The sequence below is a fragment of the Nostoc sp. UHCC 0870 genome (genome assembly GCF_022063185.1).
GTDB lineage: Bacteria > Cyanobacteriota > Cyanobacteriia > Cyanobacteriales > Nostocaceae > Trichormus.
The window spans coordinates 6250241-6266834 of sequence record NZ_CP091913.1 but is presented as its reverse complement, the minus strand read 5'-3'; the positions used below and the strand labels follow the sequence as shown (position 1 = coordinate 6266834).

General features: G+C 41.1%; 16 protein-coding genes. 9 read left to right on the top strand and 7 right to left on the bottom strand.

From position 1 onward, the window contains the following. Positions 1-388: 388 nt before the first annotated feature. On the top strand, positions 389-1087 hold the full coding sequence (locus L6494_RS26540; protein WP_237990750.1) for a class I SAM-dependent methyltransferase: 699 nt from the start codon (positions 389-391) through the stop codon (positions 1085-1087). 233 nt (positions 1088-1320) lie between these two features. On the opposite strand, the gene L6494_RS26535 is transcribed toward L6494_RS26540, so the two are convergent. Continuing rightward, positions 1321-1935, bottom strand: a complete 615-nt coding sequence (locus L6494_RS26535) for a hypothetical protein (RefSeq protein WP_237990749.1) — start codon at positions 1933-1935, stop codon at positions 1321-1323. 164 nt (positions 1936-2099) lie between these two features. Here L6494_RS26535 and L6494_RS26530 point away from each other — a divergent pair, with 164 nt between their 5' ends. Then, on the top strand, positions 2100-2564 hold the full coding sequence (locus tag L6494_RS26530; RefSeq protein WP_237990748.1) for a biotin carboxylase: 465 nt from the start codon (positions 2100-2102) through the stop codon (positions 2562-2564). 71 nt (positions 2565-2635) lie between these two features. Here L6494_RS26530 and L6494_RS26525 read toward each other — a convergent pair whose 3' ends face one another. The 3 genes from L6494_RS26525 to upp all read right to left on the bottom strand — a co-directional run bounded on the left by L6494_RS26525 (position 2636) and on the right by upp (position 4154). Next, on the bottom strand, positions 2636-2914 hold the full coding sequence (locus L6494_RS26525; RefSeq protein WP_237990747.1) for a YggT family protein: 279 nt from the start codon (positions 2912-2914) through the stop codon (positions 2636-2638). 163 nt (positions 2915-3077) lie between these two features. After that, complete coding sequence (locus L6494_RS26520) at positions 3078-3428, bottom strand: hypothetical protein (RefSeq protein WP_237990746.1); 351 nt, start codon at positions 3426-3428, stop codon at positions 3078-3080. A gap of 75 nt (positions 3429-3503) precedes the next feature. Beyond that, positions 3504-4154: a uracil phosphoribosyltransferase gene (upp, locus tag L6494_RS26515; protein WP_237990745.1), complete on the bottom strand. Its 651-nt coding sequence runs from the start codon at positions 4152-4154 to the stop codon at positions 3504-3506. Between the two features lie 461 nt (positions 4155-4615). On the opposite strand from upp, the gene crtH reads away from it, so the two are divergent. Together crtH and L6494_RS26505 are read left to right on the top strand one after the other, a co-directional pair. Continuing rightward, positions 4616-6133 carry a carotenoid isomerase gene (crtH, locus tag L6494_RS26510; RefSeq protein ID WP_237990744.1) on the top strand — a complete coding sequence of 506 codons (1518 nt, stop codon included), beginning with the start codon at positions 4616-4618 and terminating at the stop codon, positions 6131-6133. Positions 6134-6236: 103 nt separating this feature from the next. Continuing rightward, positions 6237-7091, top strand: a complete 855-nt coding sequence (locus tag L6494_RS26505) for a DUF72 domain-containing protein (protein ID WP_237990743.1) — start codon at positions 6237-6239, stop codon at positions 7089-7091. A 12-nt stretch (positions 7092-7103) separates the two neighbouring features. Here L6494_RS26505 and L6494_RS26500 read toward each other — a convergent pair whose 3' ends face one another. Further along, the gene (locus L6494_RS26500; RefSeq protein WP_237990742.1) at positions 7104-7607 is read right to left on the bottom strand and encodes a hypothetical protein; all 504 of its coding nucleotides are present in this window, start codon (positions 7605-7607) and stop codon (positions 7104-7106) included. A gap of 293 nt (positions 7608-7900) precedes the next feature. On the opposite strand from L6494_RS26500, the gene L6494_RS26495 reads away from it, so the two are divergent. Next, positions 7901-8341, top strand: coding sequence for a hypothetical protein (locus tag L6494_RS26495; protein WP_237996297.1), 441 nt, complete (start codon positions 7901-7903; stop codon positions 8339-8341). Positions 8342-8404: 63 nt separating this feature from the next. Here L6494_RS26495 and mltA read toward each other — a convergent pair whose 3' ends face one another. Next, the gene (gene mltA, locus L6494_RS26490; protein ID WP_237990741.1) at positions 8405-9604 is read right to left on the bottom strand and encodes a murein transglycosylase A; all 1200 of its coding nucleotides are present in this window, start codon (positions 9602-9604) and stop codon (positions 8405-8407) included. A 412-nt stretch (positions 9605-10016) separates the two neighbouring features. Next, positions 10017-11528, bottom strand: a complete 1512-nt coding sequence (locus L6494_RS26485; protein ID WP_237990740.1) for a hydroxysqualene dehydroxylase — start codon at positions 11526-11528, stop codon at positions 10017-10019. A gap of 365 nt (positions 11529-11893) precedes the next feature. Between L6494_RS26485 and L6494_RS26480 the strand changes: the two genes are divergently transcribed. From L6494_RS26480 to L6494_RS26465, 4 genes are all read left to right on the top strand, one after another. Further along, complete coding sequence (locus tag L6494_RS26480) at positions 11894-12712, top strand: lecithin retinol acyltransferase family protein (protein ID WP_237990739.1); 819 nt, start codon at positions 11894-11896, stop codon at positions 12710-12712. A gap of 121 nt (positions 12713-12833) precedes the next feature. Beyond that, positions 12834-14102, top strand: a complete 1269-nt coding sequence (locus L6494_RS26475; RefSeq protein WP_237990738.1) for a hypothetical protein — start codon at positions 12834-12836, stop codon at positions 14100-14102. Positions 14103-14248: 146 nt separating this feature from the next. After that, the gene (locus L6494_RS26470) at positions 14249-15529 is read left to right on the top strand and encodes a M16 family metallopeptidase (protein ID WP_237990737.1); all 1281 of its coding nucleotides are present in this window, start codon (positions 14249-14251) and stop codon (positions 15527-15529) included. 141 nt (positions 15530-15670) lie between these two features. Continuing rightward, positions 15671-16549: a fructosamine kinase family protein gene (locus tag L6494_RS26465; protein ID WP_237990736.1), complete on the top strand. Its 879-nt coding sequence runs from the start codon at positions 15671-15673 to the stop codon at positions 16547-16549. Positions 16550-16594: the final 45 nt, after the last annotated feature.

Sequence of the window (16594 nt, the reverse complement as noted above, 5' to 3'; positions counted from 1 at the left end):
TATAACCCAAGGTTTAATTTTTTGTCCTCTCACTTGCTCTTAGCAAGTGTAGGCATTTTACCCCGGATATTTAGCCAAGCGTACTAATTGTAGTCAATGTACGCGACTGAATTTCTCCTCACACCAAACACACACTATTAATCTGACCACGAAAACAAGTACACAACTCTCTTGCTTTTGATGAAGGATTTAGTCCATTCATCTGCTTTAAAGTTAACTATTAAATGGCTGTGCTTTATCGCCCTGGAGGTGGAAACAAAACTAAACTCTTATCCCCCTCTAGATTGAGACATTCTCATATATCATCTAAAATTCCTATAGTTACGCATTACCTCAGCGTTAACTATTACAAATTAAGCAATATTACTAGTACCAAAATTAGCATTCAATGGCAATTAAGACTCTGGGACTCGAACCAAATCTATCTGATTATTTACTATCTGTTTCTTTGCGAGAGGCAGAAATATTAACCCAATTACGGCAAGAAACAGCCCAACATCCAATGGGTAGGATGCAAATTGCACCAGAACAAGGACAATTTATGGCGTTGCTGGTGCAGTTATTGGGCGCAAAGAAAACCTTAGAAGTGGGGGTATTTACAGGCTATAGTTCCCTAGTGGTGGCACTAGCTTTACCCCCAGAAGGACAGATAGTAGCTTGTGATCATAGTGAAGAGTTTACAGCGATCGCGCGTCGTTATTGGCAACAAGCTGGAGTAGCCCATAAAATTCACCTACACATCGCCCCAGCGTTGGAAACTTTAGACCAATTGCTAGCAACAGGTGAAGCAGAAACTTTTGACTTTGCCTTTATTGATGCTGACAAGAGTAATTATGACAACTATTATGAGCGATCGCTGCAACTAGTGCGAAAAGGAGGACTGATAGCCATTGATAATGTACTCTGGTCAGGAAGAGTCGCAGACCCCCAAATCCAAGATAATCGCACCAAAAAAATCCGCGCCTTCAATGAAAAACTACTACAAGACCAGCGAGTAAGTTTAAGTCTTGTTCCCATAGGCGACGGCTTAACTTTAGCATTGAAGAAGGTGACTGGGGATAGGGGACAGGTGACAGGGGACAGGTGACAGGGGAGAAAACTAATCATTAATTAGTTAACACTCACCACTCATTACTCAGCACTCACCACTCATTACTCATTACTCAGCACTCACCACTCACCACTCACCACTCACCACTCACCACTCATTACTCAGCACTCAGCACTCATTACTCACCACTCACCACTCACCACTCATTACTCATTACTCATTACTCAGCACTCAGCACTCAGCACTCACCACTCATTACTCAGCACTCATTACTTTTTCGGCCAACGCCAATTAAATCGATTCCACTCGTAAATGCCTTGAATTTCGTACTCAGTACCGTTATAGAAGCGAACAACGCAGTTCGTAGAGGAATCGTCACCATCATCATTCATTTTATCAATCTGAATCACAATGGAAAGAAACCATTCTCTTTTACATGGTCCATCATTCTGTACCCACTCCCATAGGGCATTGGAAACTTCAATGCGATCGCCTATTCTCAGTTTTAGTGCATCCTCAAAATAGGCATATTTGTCGAAATGATACGACTCTACACGATTTAACCACTGTAAACCATAGCGATCGCGAATAAATTGCACTTTGCCTGAGTCGTTGTGATGCAGCCAGTCGTTTAGTAACTGCACCTTCCAAGTGCGGTTTTGTTGTTCCTCTGTCTTGACGAACTCTAAAAATATCTCCAGTTCCTCTGGAGTGAGTTCATCTAAAGGATTGGGAGTATCTAATTTCTCAGACTTAGATTGCTTGTGAATTTCCTCGACCAATTGTAATAAAATCTCTTTTTGTATGTCAGTGAGAGGACAGCTGGCTGCATCACAACGATTAAAAGCTGTGTGCAAAGCTGTTGTTATCTCATCTGGTGTCATAATTTAATAATGATCAAGGGTCTAATTCAATAATTATTACAAAAGTTAAATAGAAGTTTCTAGTCATTTCTAATTGGACATTGCAAATATAGTCTGTCGCCCCAATCCCCAGTCCCCAATCCCCAATCCCCAGTCCCCAAGTTTCCTTGTTACCTTATACAGTTATGGAAAAGAAAATCAGAATAACACTTAACTTCAATTACTCAAAACTTATTACAGCCATCTTGATTTCCTGTGTCATGGCATTAATATCATGGGTATGGACTCCTGTGGCTGTAGCGTTGACACAGATTAAACTCTCTGACTTATCTTACAAGGATTGTCCACCAGAATTGGCTCAAGGGACTGTCAGCAGTAGTGGTAGTGCGGCTGCTAGTTGCTTTATTGTTACTGGCAAAGCCAAAAATGGCACTTATAAAACCGTCTACGATGCAGATATTTATGGGCGTATTTATGATGCCAACAATGACCCCATATTACAAAATCGTAATCGTCTTGGTTCTATTGCGGAAGTTCCACCAGGCACTAGTGATTTTGAATTAAGAATTTCTGTACCTGCAAATCAGCCGTTACCTTTGCAGTTGAAGCAGTTTAAAGCTTCGGGGTTTAGCGCACAAATCCGTAAGTAGAAGTTATTTTTGAATTTTGAATTTAGTGGAGTGAGCAAATACACCCCCACTAAATTCAACCGTTTGCAGAGTTAAAATGCTCCGAACAAACGTAAAAGATAAGGATTGCTTAAAAGGTTAGTGACTAAATTCAACGCTACGAAGGCGAGAATGGGGGAAAAATCCATACCACCCAAAGGGGGAATAATTGAACGGAATAAATTGAGATAGGGGTCTGTGACTTGGCTCAAGGCTGCAAATGGTTGGTTATACCAGTTGATTTGGGGAAACCAAGTCAACAAAACCCGCGTAATTAGCAAGTAGCTGTAAATGGTTAAGAAAGTAACTAACGTAGTAATCAGTAAATACATGGATGGTTTCGTTTCCTACTAAGTGTTAAAAGCAGTCCTACTATAGATTTTAATTTAGTCCATGTCATGACGTATGCGGATAGTTACCGCATTAACCGCCATCAGTGGGGATTTGACAAATGTAGGTTATAGATTTCTACACCCTTGTACCCCTACACCCGCTTTAAGAATCTTGGCTGAGAGAACGATCGCTCACAGATTGAGTAGAACCGCCGTTGACGTTCCCCAGATGCTTCCTGACTTCATCGATGGTGGCATTCAACTGGGCAATCTTATCTTCTAGCGATCGCCTTGTTGTTTCCATTTCTATCCCTTCATTCTCTGAAGATATCATTTGACGGCGTTTGCTTGATACTTTCTTATTTTCTTTTGGGGTATTAATCAGTTCTGTACCTTCTTCCACTATTTCTTCATCCCGGCGAGAAGCAATGACAGCACCTACAATCCCCCCGACTACGCCACCAAATATCGCCCCTGCGAAAAAACCACTAGCAAAACCATCGCGCTGACTCATAACTTTATCCCTTTGAAGAAACTTGGCAACTTTTAGATCAGTTGAGTTATTTTCCTTCCCTAGCTGCATACTAACTTAAGTGCCAAAAATGCGATCGCCTGCATCTCCTAGTCCCGGTACAATAAACCCTTGACTATTGACTGTTTCATCAATCGTGGCAGTGTAAATTATTAGCTCAGGATAAGTCTGACTCAATTTTTGTAAAGCTGGCGGCGCAGCTACTACACAAACAATCCGTGTTAAAGCTGGATCTACACCCCGCCGGATTAATTCTGACATCGCTGTCATAATTGAACCACCTGTAGCCAACATCGGATCAGTAATTAATACCCTGGTTTGGGGGTCAAATTTTTCTGGCAATTTGTTCAGATAACAAGAAGGTTCTAAGGTTTCCTCATTTCGCACCAGACCCAGATGATAAATCGACGCTAAGGGTAGTAAAGTTTGCGCCCCTTCTAATAACCCCAAACCTGCCCGTAAAATCGGCACAACTGCCATAGGAACTTGGGGATTAACTACAGTACCAGGGCAGTTATCCAAGGGACTTTGTACCATAATCTCTTGCGTCGGCAACCATTCCCGCGCTGCTTCATAAGTTAGCCACCGACCTAACTCAGTCATAGCACTACGAAACAATACTGAGGGTGTAGCTGCATCACGGGCAACTGCCAGCCAATGCTTGATTAAAGGATGAGGAGGAACATAAACACGCAGTTGTACCGCCATAGCTCAAAATAGCCGCTTTTTATTCTACAAGAACTGCAACATCATCATACTCTTTCCTGGACAATCCCCTTCGGGGAATTCAAAATTCAAAATTCAAAATTCAAAATTAAATCAGTCATTAGTTAGTTATTGAGCCTTGTCCCCAATCCCCAATCCCCACACCCCACACCCCACACCTATTGCAATATATTTTCATTAATAGTTGACAAGTATTCTCAATCATGGTTATATTATTATCAGTGTTCTCCTCTCTTTAAGGATCGGCAGACGGGATTGGTCGGCGGTAGCAGACTCGTCCCTCTTTTTTATGTTTTTAGCTACTCAAAACAACTAGCCAAAGATATCCTTATCAGTTTTTTCCCGGTTGAAATTCAGCCAGATCAATCAAGTGAAGACAGCCCATGAATAAAAGTAATATAGAATACGAATGTCTTAGTTAATTTCTTGTATCGGCTGTCCCCATGTCTCCCACTCTCAGCAGTACACCATCTTTATTTGACGTAATTGTAATTGGTTCTGGCATTGGCGGCTTAGTAACAGCAACCCAATTAGCAGCCAAAGGAGCTAAAGTGCTGGTACTGGAGAGTTATTTAATTCCTGGGGGTAGTGCTGGCTACTTTGAGTGTGAAGGTTATCGATTTGATGTGGGAGCATCGATGATCTTTGGATTGGGAAACAAAGGTACTACAAATTTACTTACCCGCGCCCTGAAAGCTGTAAATACTAGCCTAGAAACAATCAGCGATCGCGTCCAGATTCATTACCATCTACCCGAAGGTTTAGACCTGAAAGTTGATAGACTTTATGAGAACTTTTTGCAAAGTCTTATTGCTTACTTTCCTCATGAAGCTAAAGGGATTCGTCGCTTTTATAACGAATGTTGGCGGGTATTTAATTGTCTTAACAACATAGATTTACTGTCTCTAGAAGAACCTCGGTATCTCCTGCGGGTGTTTTTGCAGCATCCTTTAGCGTGTCTTGGTTTAGCCAAATACCTACCTCAAAATGCTGGAGATGTAGCGCGACGTTATATTAAAGACCCCCAATTATTGCAATTTATTGATATGGAATGTTACTGCTGGTCTGTAGTTCCAGCCAACATGACACCCATGATTAATGCGGGGATGGTCTTTTCTGATAGACATTACGGCGGCGTGAACTATCCCAAAGGCGGCGTAGGACAAATTGCTCAAAAGCTGGTACAAGGTTTAGAAAATACAGGCGGTCAGATTAAGTACCAAGCCAAGGTAACAAAAATCCTCACCCAAAAAGGGCGTGCTGTTGGTGTGCAATTAGCTAGTGGTGAAATTTACCAAGGTAAACGGATAGTTTCTAATGCTACACGTTGGGATACATTTGAAAAATTACTACCCGTGGATAAAATACCACATAATGAGAAAGTTTGGCAAAAACGTTATCAGAAATCTCCTAGCTTTTTGAGTTTGCACATAGGGGTCAAAGAGTCAGTTTTGCCTGCTGGGACGGAATGCCATCATATTATTTTGGAAGATTGGCAAAATATGATGACACCGGAAGGCACGCTGTTTGTGTCCATTCCCACATTGCTTGACCCAGATTTAGCTCCAAAGGGATATCATATCATTCATGCCTTCACACCCCACTGGATTGATGATTGGCAGGGAATGTCTGCTAGGGACTACGAAGCCAAGAAAGAAGCGGTTGCTTGGCGAATTATTGACCGACTAGAGAAGATTTTTCCAGGTTTAGATGCAAGCTTAGACTATCTGGAAGTGGGGACACCGCGTACCCATCGCCGTTTTTTAGGGCGCGTAGATGGGACTTACGGGCCGATACCCCGGCGCAAGTTATGGGGTTTATTGGGAATGCCCTTTAATCGCACATCTATTCCAGGGCTTTATTGTGTGGGAGACAGTACATTTCCGGGTCAGGGTTTGAATGCAGTGGCGTTTTCGGGCTTTGCTTGCGCCCATCGTATCGCTGTGGATTTAGGACTTTGACTTGCTTATTCAGCACGCTGATCAATGCCCCGCTAATCCTAACAGCACTTACAATTAAGTAGGAACACTCAAAGTTTTCCTGAATTTATTTTTATAAAAACTTGTGAACTTCTTTATTGGTTGTGCTGTTTGGGCATATAAAGGTTGGTTAGGGGAACTGTATCCCCAAGGTACTCGTGCAACAGAATTTCTGCGCCTCTACAGTCGTCGCTTTACCTGTGTAGAAGGTAATACCACTTTCTATGCCATACCTAATGTAGAAACTGTCAACCGATGGGCGACGGAAACACCCCCAGGCTTTGAGTTTTGTTTGAAATTACCACGGGATATTACTCACCAAGGTTTACTAGCACCCTATATTCCGGCGGCTTTAGACTTTTTAGCAGAAATGCGTCCTTTGGGTAAGCATCTTGGCCCTATATTTGCCCAGTTACCGCCAAGTTACTCCCCTGCATCAATTGATGATTTGGCTAGGTTTCTAGAAGCATGGCCACGTCAAGAATCACCACTAGCACTAGAGGTAAGACATCCCGACTGGTTTAGAGAACCACACACCAGTAATTTGACACAGCTTTTAGAAACTTTGGGTGTGGGAAGAGTGCTTTTAGATTCCCGCCCCATCTACTCTGGAGATGATGACCCCCAATTGCAATCAGAACGACGCAAACCCAAAGTTCCTTTACAATTCAGCGTCACTGCACCTTTTAGTCTGATTCGATTTATTTCTCATCCAGATTTGTCAGTGAATCAGCCGTTTATGGAAGAATGGTTGAGCCAGATTCAGCAATGGTTAAACTCAGGAGTCAAAATTTATTTCTTTGTTCATTGTCCCCTAGAAGAGCGATCGCCTAACACGGCTCGTCACTTTCAACAGCTATTAGAACAAAATGCTGTTGCAGTTCCGCCTTTACCTTGGAATCAGCTAGACTCTCCACCTAATCAACTTAGTCTTTGGTGATGAGAGGAGAACTCAGAAATGAGGGTGGTTGTCTATTCTACCTAAGTTAATGAAAGATTCGCGTGTTTGGGAATTTGGATAGAGTGCGGCTTCAAACTGCACCACTCCGATCGCAGCAACGATTTGATTATTATATTTCTCTACCTCATCTGGCGATCGCAAAGATTGTTTGTTCCAAGATGGAAAAATGCTCACCTCAGTCCGATCCTCAAGCACAATTTGCGATTTTGTATAAAGTCCTGGAAAATCTGGAATTCCTGTAAATCTTGGGTCTGGTTTCCAAGTTTTTGATTTATAAAGTCCAATCAGTTTGACCTTCTGACCATTGAGACGAATTAAATCAGCACGTTTTTTGACTATTTCCAATTTGTCTGACACAGATTCGGCATTACTTAACTGGGGTACTTTGCTTTGAGTAGGTTTAATCTCAGCAAATATACTTAATATTAAGAATACAGTTAATCCCAAAACAACAGCCGTCCAGCGCAATCCCATTTTATCCACCACTTTTGGCACTATCTTATTCCCTCTCTAGATATCTATCGACATACTTAAATTCATGATTTTTTGACTTTTGCAATATATCTCATCAAGACTAATTTAAAAAAAAGAGATAATGGTGATTGCAATCCTTTTTTGATCAGAACTTATCCAGTATCATCTTCAAAATAAGGGGTGATACCCCTCTTGTCAAAATTGCCAAAAGGTTGTTCAACAATGCTGACAATTAACTCATAAAAATGGGTTCAATACTCATGCTGATTGTTGAGGTAATCGCTGTTAAAGCTTTTATATCAAAGGAGGTTAAGATGAGTCATCTTCTTTATGAAAATTCGGTTTCATATAAAGGATATCTCATCATTCCATTTGTTTTTGGCAAAGCAGACCAGTACGAAATTTATTCGTATAAACTCTTGTCAGAAGTGGGACGAAAAAGTCAGTTTCATAAAGCAGATAATCCTGCAAAAATCTATGGCAATAGCACTAGTAATATTGTTGAGATTGCCAAAGAACATATAGATCAAAATGCAGATTTTGTTAGTCAACGTGACATTTTTCAATCTCGATATGTTTATCGTAAAAATTTAATTATTCTCTTTCATGAAAATGACAAGTATTTTTACGATCATTACCCCCCAGAGTTGTTAAACAACATTGCTGCACCAAGATTATTTAAATCAGAATATGAATGCCTGAAATGGATTAAGCAAGGGCTGGACAGTCAACATATGGGGCAAAGAGCAATGTAGGGTTAATAATTCGTAATTCGTAATTCGTAATAAAATTACTAACTACAAATTACGAATTAGAAATCATTTCAAGAGTAAGTAATATATAGAACCAGTGGCAACTGTAATCCCGGCGCGATCGCCTGCTAAGTCGCCATAACCTAAGAAATAATCTACTCTACCAGGGCCTTTAATCGCACTACCTGTATCTTGGTCAAGAACAAAACGGCTAACTTGACGGTTTACCAATTTACCACTGCGATCGGGATAGGGAAATGAACCATTAATTACAGCTAATGCACCTGGAGGCATCAAAGCTTTATCTGTAGCAATGGAACGTTCTGGTACTAGAGGGACGCTAATACTACCTGTAGCTGGTTCACCTTTGGTTTCTTTGAAAAAGATGAAGCGTTCCCAGCGTGGTAGGTAATTATCCATTGATTTAGGGTTTTTCTGGAAATAACGCATAATTCCTGGCATATTTAACTCTTCTTTAGAGAGTTTGCCATCTTGAAACAGTAATCTACCGATACTAGTCCAAGGGTAATCTGTACCGCGTACAAAACCGACACTAGTTTGAGTCCCATCAGTCAAGTTAAGTTTTGCTGAACCTTGGATATGAATCATGTATGCTTGGAAGCGATCGCGTAACCAAAACATTTCCAACCCGTTTAATCGGCTTTTATTACCCAATAGTCCGTCTACCCCTTCTAATTCAACTCGTTTGGGGTGGGGTTTAGTCCATTGTTCAAAATCTGAGGGTACGCGATAAATGGGATATTTGTATTGTGCAGTACGTGTGCGACTGGCTTGATAAATAGGTGCGTAGTACGCCGTAAACTTCACCTTACCCTGATTATCATCACCCACCGACTTATAAAAAGCAAACTCTCGCTTGACAGATGCTTGCAGTTGTGCAGGTGATTTAGCTGTAGCCACCAATTGGCGAAACCGTCTTAAACTGCGACGCACTCGGTCGAGGGTAATTTCTTTAATGGGGTAATCATTGTAGACTGCGATCGCTTTTGGTGTTTGTAAATAACTTAAACTATTATCAATTGATTTTAATAGAGATTGGCGATCGCTTTTTAAACCGCCATGACCTAAAAACAGTTGTTCATCCCAACCCAAGCAAGCACGCGCAGGTTTACAGTTTGTGCCAATATCAACCAGTTTTAAAGCTGCTGGTGGTGGTGTTGGCGACACTTGACTAAAAGCTATCGGTAACGGGTTAAACAGATTAATTCCCAAACCCAAGGAAAATAAAGCAAGTGTTTTTTTCATATCTAAATTAATCTCAGCTTTACATCTTTGAGATGTTTTTTTTTAACATTAGTTTCCGTATTTATATCCCCCCGCAGCAAAACTTCAAAAATTCTGCGTCCCTTAGAGGGTGTTTGAAAAGTCCTCTTTTATGTCATGCTGACGAAGGAAGCATCCCAGTATAACGGTGAAAACGCGGATTCTTCCTTCCGCAAAGCTCCACTCAGAATGACAAAGGATACCTGACAAAACTTTTCAAACAGCCTCTTATAGCGTTTCCTAATCACATGAGGTATACGCCCCCTCCTTGCTTGCGGGGAGGGGTTGGGGGTGGGGTTCTTGTACCTCACTAAAGCGAGAACCGCTATAGCGTAAACTTCCGCACACCTCTGCGTTGCAAAATACGATTAAACATAGCTTCAACCCTACTCTCCTACGGCAACCAAAAATTAGGCAGAATCGATTTACTCAAATTGCGTACTGTTTGATTAATCGTTCTCGCCACTTGTATATGTGCTTCATCTTCCTCAATAGCTAAAATCTCGGCATTTGTACCATCTCCCAACCGAGAAATCACTAAATTTGCCGCCTCTAAACCTGTCACATAGGCTTTTTCCTGTGACCAAGAACCATGACGGTTAACAATCCAATCACCACTCATAAATACATTGCCAAAACTAGTATTAGCTGGCAACATATGGCGATAGCTACCGGGTGCAAAATGAGTCACCGCCTGATGTAAGCGAATTACACTACTATCAATTACCTTGGTTTCTCGAAATCCTGGTACACAAGTAGTTAAATATCGCTGTACTGTCGCTATAATCTCTTCATCACTCCAATTCAAAAACTGATTAGCGTGATAAAAATCAGCTTCAATAACTGTGCCTTCTGCGTTTTTATATTCATCATGTAAAGCATTCAAATCAAAGAATGTCCAACCTGTCGTATCATCAAACCCAAAACAAGCATTAGAAGCACGGGGAACATCAATTTTACGGTCAAACCATAACCGCGTTGCTAATACATCAATTGCTCCTAAATTCTGCAAATTACGAAATTCTTCACGACTTTGCAAGCTAGGACTACTGGAGACAATTTTCTTCATCCCAGTCACACCCACAGCAAAAATCACCGCATCAGCTGCAAATACTTCATCACCGCAAACTACACCAGTTGCTTGATTATTACTATCAATAATTAAGTCGGTAACGCGGTGCTTGGGTAATACTTTCGCACCTGCTTTTTCTATGCGTTCAACCCAGGGACGGAAAATTTTCTCCCCAACAGTTCCCCGACACCAAACCACATCAAAATCAGATTGGTGAGCCAAAATAAAAAAGTACAACATTCCCAATGTTGCGGCGGCTGAACATTGTTCACCGGGAGCAAATAACCCGACTAATAACATTGGTTCAAATGCTTCTTTATACAGTCGCGCTGACACACCAAAAGATTTGAATAATTCTCGCGCTGTTACATAGTCATAACGTCGCCAAGCCTCATCCGAATTATCAAAGTCAACTAGAGTATAAAGTAAAGGTAAAGCACTGAGACGGTCAATTAATGGTAGACGTTCAAATTTTGTATATACCAAAGTACCGAACGGTGACGGTAGTCTGGGTAAGTCTTGAAAAATTGGTGATTCTACTTCCAACCCAGCCGGAGAATATTGGGCGGAACGTGTCCAGGTAGTGAAGGGGTTAATTTCTAATTCGTTGATAAGGGCGAAAATGTTTCTATAGGGATACCAAAAACCGTGAATTCCTGCTTCTACAGATTTACCTGCGGTTGTTTGCCAACCTGCTACCAGTCCACCAGGATAGGGGCCTGCTTCCAGAAGCGTCACATCATAACCTTGTTTTGCTAAATGGTAGGTTGCGCCTAAACCAGCCCAACCAGCACCCACAACTACCACTCGTTTTGATTGTGTTTCTTCTGTCATTTTCCTCTCCAATGATTGCAGCCCATCAACTAATGTATCTGAAGTTGCGATTCACCGCAGGAAGTTTGCAGTCAAGTTTGGTTTGTTACCCAAACAGAGAACATATTTATTTAAATAGTCTCTAAGTACAATCTATAGAAAATAGGTAATAAATTAACTAAATTTGAAAGCTTTAGGGAAGTATAAAATTTTTTCCGGCACTTCTGTAGATGAAGGGGAAATTGAGTTTTCTTATAGACAAACTTTAAGATAACTCAGTTTAAATACTGTAGGTATCCAGAAAAATTTTGTGCCATAAATAGCTTTATAAGCAGTTTCTAATTCTGCTGCCATCAATTAAATCTAGTATTAAAGGCGATCACGGTATGCGCGGAGATCACGTTTACTATAATTGTGGTGCTTACAGCCATCATGGTATCAACTGTGGTGATGGTACAGTCATTCACTACACCAAAAGTCTAGGAAAAATTTCTCGTATTTCTTGGGCTGATTTTGCATCTGGAGTGACCGTTGTTGTAAAAAAGTATGGTCAATGCGATACACCAGATATTGTAGTTTGGCGTGCTGAAAGCAGATTAGAGGAAAATACTTACGACCTATTTGATAATAATTGCGAACACTTTGCTACATGGTGCAAAACGGGTCTACACGCAAGTGAACAAGTAAAAAATGCAGGCGCAGTTGGAGTGGGAGCATCTGGAAGTGGGGCAGCTGTTGCAGGTAGTATCGGTGTTGTTGGTGCTGCTGGAGCAGCCGCCGGGTTAAGTGGAGCGGGGATTATGTCAGGCCTAGCTACAGTAGGCGGAGTCGTTGGTGGTGGTGCAGTTATAGGTATTGCTGCGCTTGGTTTAGCTCCTGCTACTGTGACAAAAATAGCGATGAGTCAGGTGTTGATGGATGATGAAAGCCTTCCTGATGATGAACGTGAAGCTCGTTCTGTTGGAAGAAACATGACAACTGTAGGTGCATTAGCTGGTACTGCTGGAGCTGTTGGTACAGTGGCTGCGGCTGGAAGTGTTGCCGGTTTGAGCGCGGCTGGAATAACTTCTGGATTAGCAGCAGTTGGGGCAACAGTTGGAGGTGGAATGGTAGCAGGTGTTGCTATTACGGTTGCAGCACCTGCGGCTGCGGCTGCGGCTGTCGGCTTTGGTGCTTATAAACTCTGGAAATGGATATCAGAATAATAATTTACGACTGTCAGTTAAGTGATTTAGACTAATTTGCAATTTGTAGCTTGAATGCTACTTGTAACTATTAAAATCCACCTAACTAACAGGTGGATTTTTTAAGTAAGGTTCAGAAAATATGATAAAGTTTCACACTACATTTGAAATTCCTAATTGGATAGTACAAGGTTTAGAAAGTCAAGATTATATACGAATTGGCGGTGTTATTCGTGACGCGAAAACAAAACATATAATTGCAATGTTACGTGAAATAGCACCTGATATTTCACAAGCATCAACATTACTTACTCAAGCTGGGTCAGTTGCTAGCTTTCTTAATTTAGGTGTATCAATAATTAATTTAGGTGTGTCGGTAATAGGATTTGCCCTAATACTAAAACGTTTGAAAGCAATTGAAAAAAGTCTTGAAGAAAATTTAAATCAAATTCAAGAAAATATAGATAAGCTACACCGTAAATTAGATATTTCTGTTTATGCTAATTTTCGTGCTGCTCTTGATTTAGCGCGTGATGCTACTACAATGATTCAGCCGGAAAACCGCAAAAATGCTGCTACATTAGCTATTAATAGATTTTTGGAATCTCAACATATTTACAGTAACTATGTAGATATTTCGATTAATGAAAATATCAAGGTTGCTGATAAATATATCCTATCTTTATTATTAACATATGTGGCTAGAGCGCGTTGCTATTTGGAATTAGATGAAATTAACAATGCTGTTCTTTGCTTGAAAGAAGGTGCTGAAGTCCTTCGTTTTCATGTAGAGAAATATGTAAAAAATCTCCTGACATCTCAACTAATAGCAAGAGTAGTTGCAAAGACAGTTGGACATAATTTTGTAATATTGGGTTTAGGAACGACTTTAGAAAGTCCTATCGAGCTAAATAGACTAGCTCAGATTTGCAAATGGCTTGAACCAGAATTAAACAACATTTTAGATGACAAATCTATATTGTTTGAGGCACAAGGAAAAAATTTAGTCAGGTTTCTTCACTATGAAATAAATACAGAATTGTATTCAAGTCCAGTTGCTGTTGCGGCGTTATTTCCTATATTACCATTACCAATAATGATTGGAAAATTTGTTATGGATAAAACTATAGAGGCATTTTTTTCTACAGAAAATAAAGCTGTAAAAGATGAGCCTAGTTTTACTATGAAAGAAGAAATTAATTCCCAAAATTTAGTTCAAGTAGTAGAAAATATTGAACAAATAATTGAAACTTACAATCGTTTTGAAGCTTATCTACTAGAAGTGCAAATTATCCAAAAAATAGGCATGAGCTTTCAAAACTGGCTTCAGCTAGCTCCCCAGATAGAAACTCAAGGGCATGAAGTAGAAAGGATCTGTATTATCCCTTCCCAATCACTTAATTTGGGATAGTAATTTAGTATATAAAGCTACAATTTTCAATTAAATATATTTAAGAAATGTGCATCATTTATCCTTAAGTTCCCCTAAAGCTTCACTTGGTTTATTCGGGCAACTTAAGATATAGAAGTAAGAGCTATCTTCACTCACCACTACCCATGACCTCAACCCTGTTAAAATTTCCGCGTCTTAACGCCCCCAAAATACATCAGTTACCCAATGGCTTGACCATCATAGTTGAACAAATGCCGGTGGAAGCTGTAAACCTCAACTTGTGGATCAATATTGGTTCAGCAGTGGAGTCTGATGAAATTAACGGCATGGCTCACTTTTTAGAGCATATGATTTTTAAGGGAACTGAGCGAATTGCTAGCGGTGAGTTTGAACGACAAATAGAAGAACGTGGTGCTGTCACCAACGCCGCCACGAGTCAAGATTACACACATTACTACATAACCACTGCTCCCAAGGATTTTGCTGCACTAGCTCCCCTGCAAATGGATGTAGTATTAAATGCTAGTATTCCCGATGAAGCATTTGAACGGGAACGATTGGTAGTTTTGGAAGAAATCAGACGTTCTGAAGATAACCCCCGCCGCCGCACCTTCCGCCGGTCGATGGAAGCAGCTTTTGCAGAGTTACCTTATCGCCGTCCAGTTTTGGGGCCGGAATCTGTGATTTCCCAACTGAAAGCCCAGCAGATGCGAGATTTTCACCAAACTTGGTATCAACCCCGCTCGATGACTGCTGTAGCTGTTGGTAATTTACCTGAAGAAGAATTAATCGAAATTATCACAGAAGGATTCACCCAAAACAATCCCCGTACCCATTACCCAGTCCCCAGTCCTCAGTCCCTTAATCTCGAACCTGCATTTACCGAAATTGTTCGTCAAGAATTTATTGATGAAAGCCTCCAGCAAGCGAGATTAGTCATGCTGTGGCGAGTTCCAGGGATGAATCAGCTAGAGCAAACGTATGGTTTGGATGTGTTAGCAGGGATTTTGGCGCACGGAAGAACATCAAGATTAGTTCAGGACTTACGGGAAGAACGGGGATTAGTTTCTTCTATTGGCGTAAGTAATATGAGTAATCGCCTACAAGGGACGTTTTATATTTCTGCTAAGTGTGAAGTAGAAAATTTACAAGCTGTAGAAGAAGCGATCGCAAAACACATCCGCAGGTTACAAACAGAATTAGTCACAGAAAAAGAAATCGCCCGTGTACAAAAGCGTGTAGCTAACAGATTTATTTTCGCCAACGAAACCCCAAGCGATCGCACCGGCTTATATGGTTTCTATCATTCCTTGGTAGGAGATTTAGAACCAGCTTTCAACTACCCAGCCCATATTCAAGCCCAAGCCGCCCAAGATTTACTCTTAGCAGCTAATCAATACCTTTGCCCAGAGGCTTATGGTGTAGTTGTAATCAAACCAGCATAATTGAGGGAATAAGCAGTGCTGAGTAAAGTATGAGAGAATACATACTAAATTTTCCACTTTTTACCTCTCATCACTCAGCAATTCTTTAATTTTGAATTTTGTAGGCGCAAGCCTTCCCGTAGGGTATTTTGAATTTTTAAGATGTGGACTGAAATCGATGCCGATATAAGCCGTGTAACTGGCGAAAAATTTCAGAGTCAGCACAGGCGATCGCTTAGTGGTGGTTGTATTAACCAAGGTTACGCTGTCTCTGATGGTCAGATGACGTACTTTGTCAAGCTCAACCAAGCATCTCTAGTTGCCATGTTTGAGGCGGAGATGCTGGGGTTACAGCAGATGTACGATACTAATACAATTCGCGTGCCAAAACCGATTTGCTGGGGTATAGCTGGGAACTCTGGTTACATCGTCCTGGAATGGTTAGAAATGGGAGGAAGTAACAGCAAATCCTGGTCAGAAATGGGACGCAGATTAGCAGCAATGCACAAAGCTACCAGCCAGAAAGGTTTCGGCTGGGAGATGAATAACACTATCGGTTCTACACCTCAAATCAACACTTGGACAGCAGACTGGGTAGAATTTTATACGAAACACCGTCTCGGCTATCAGTTCCAATTAGCAAGGCGGCGCGGTGGTAGCTTTCCCAAACAAGATGAATTACTAGCAGCTATTCCTGATTTATTAGCAGATCATCAAGTCCAACCTTCCTTAGTACACGGTGACTTGTGGGGTGGGAATGCTGGGTGTACAGTTGCGGGTGAACCAGTGATATTTGATCCAGCCACTTATTTTGGCGATCGCGAAGTTGATATTGCGATGACAGAACTTTTCGGCGGGTTTCCAACCGCTTTTTACCAAGGTTATAAGGAAGTCTTCCCTTTAGATGCAGGCTATGAAACTCGCAAAACCCTGTATAACCTGTATCACATTTTGAATCACTTCAATTTATTTGGTGGTGGTTATGCTTCCCAAGCTAATCGCATGATTGAACAAATCCTGCGCGTAAGGAAAGAGGGATGAATTACTCTCACCCTGTCCCCTATGGTGTACACACAAGTCGAATTA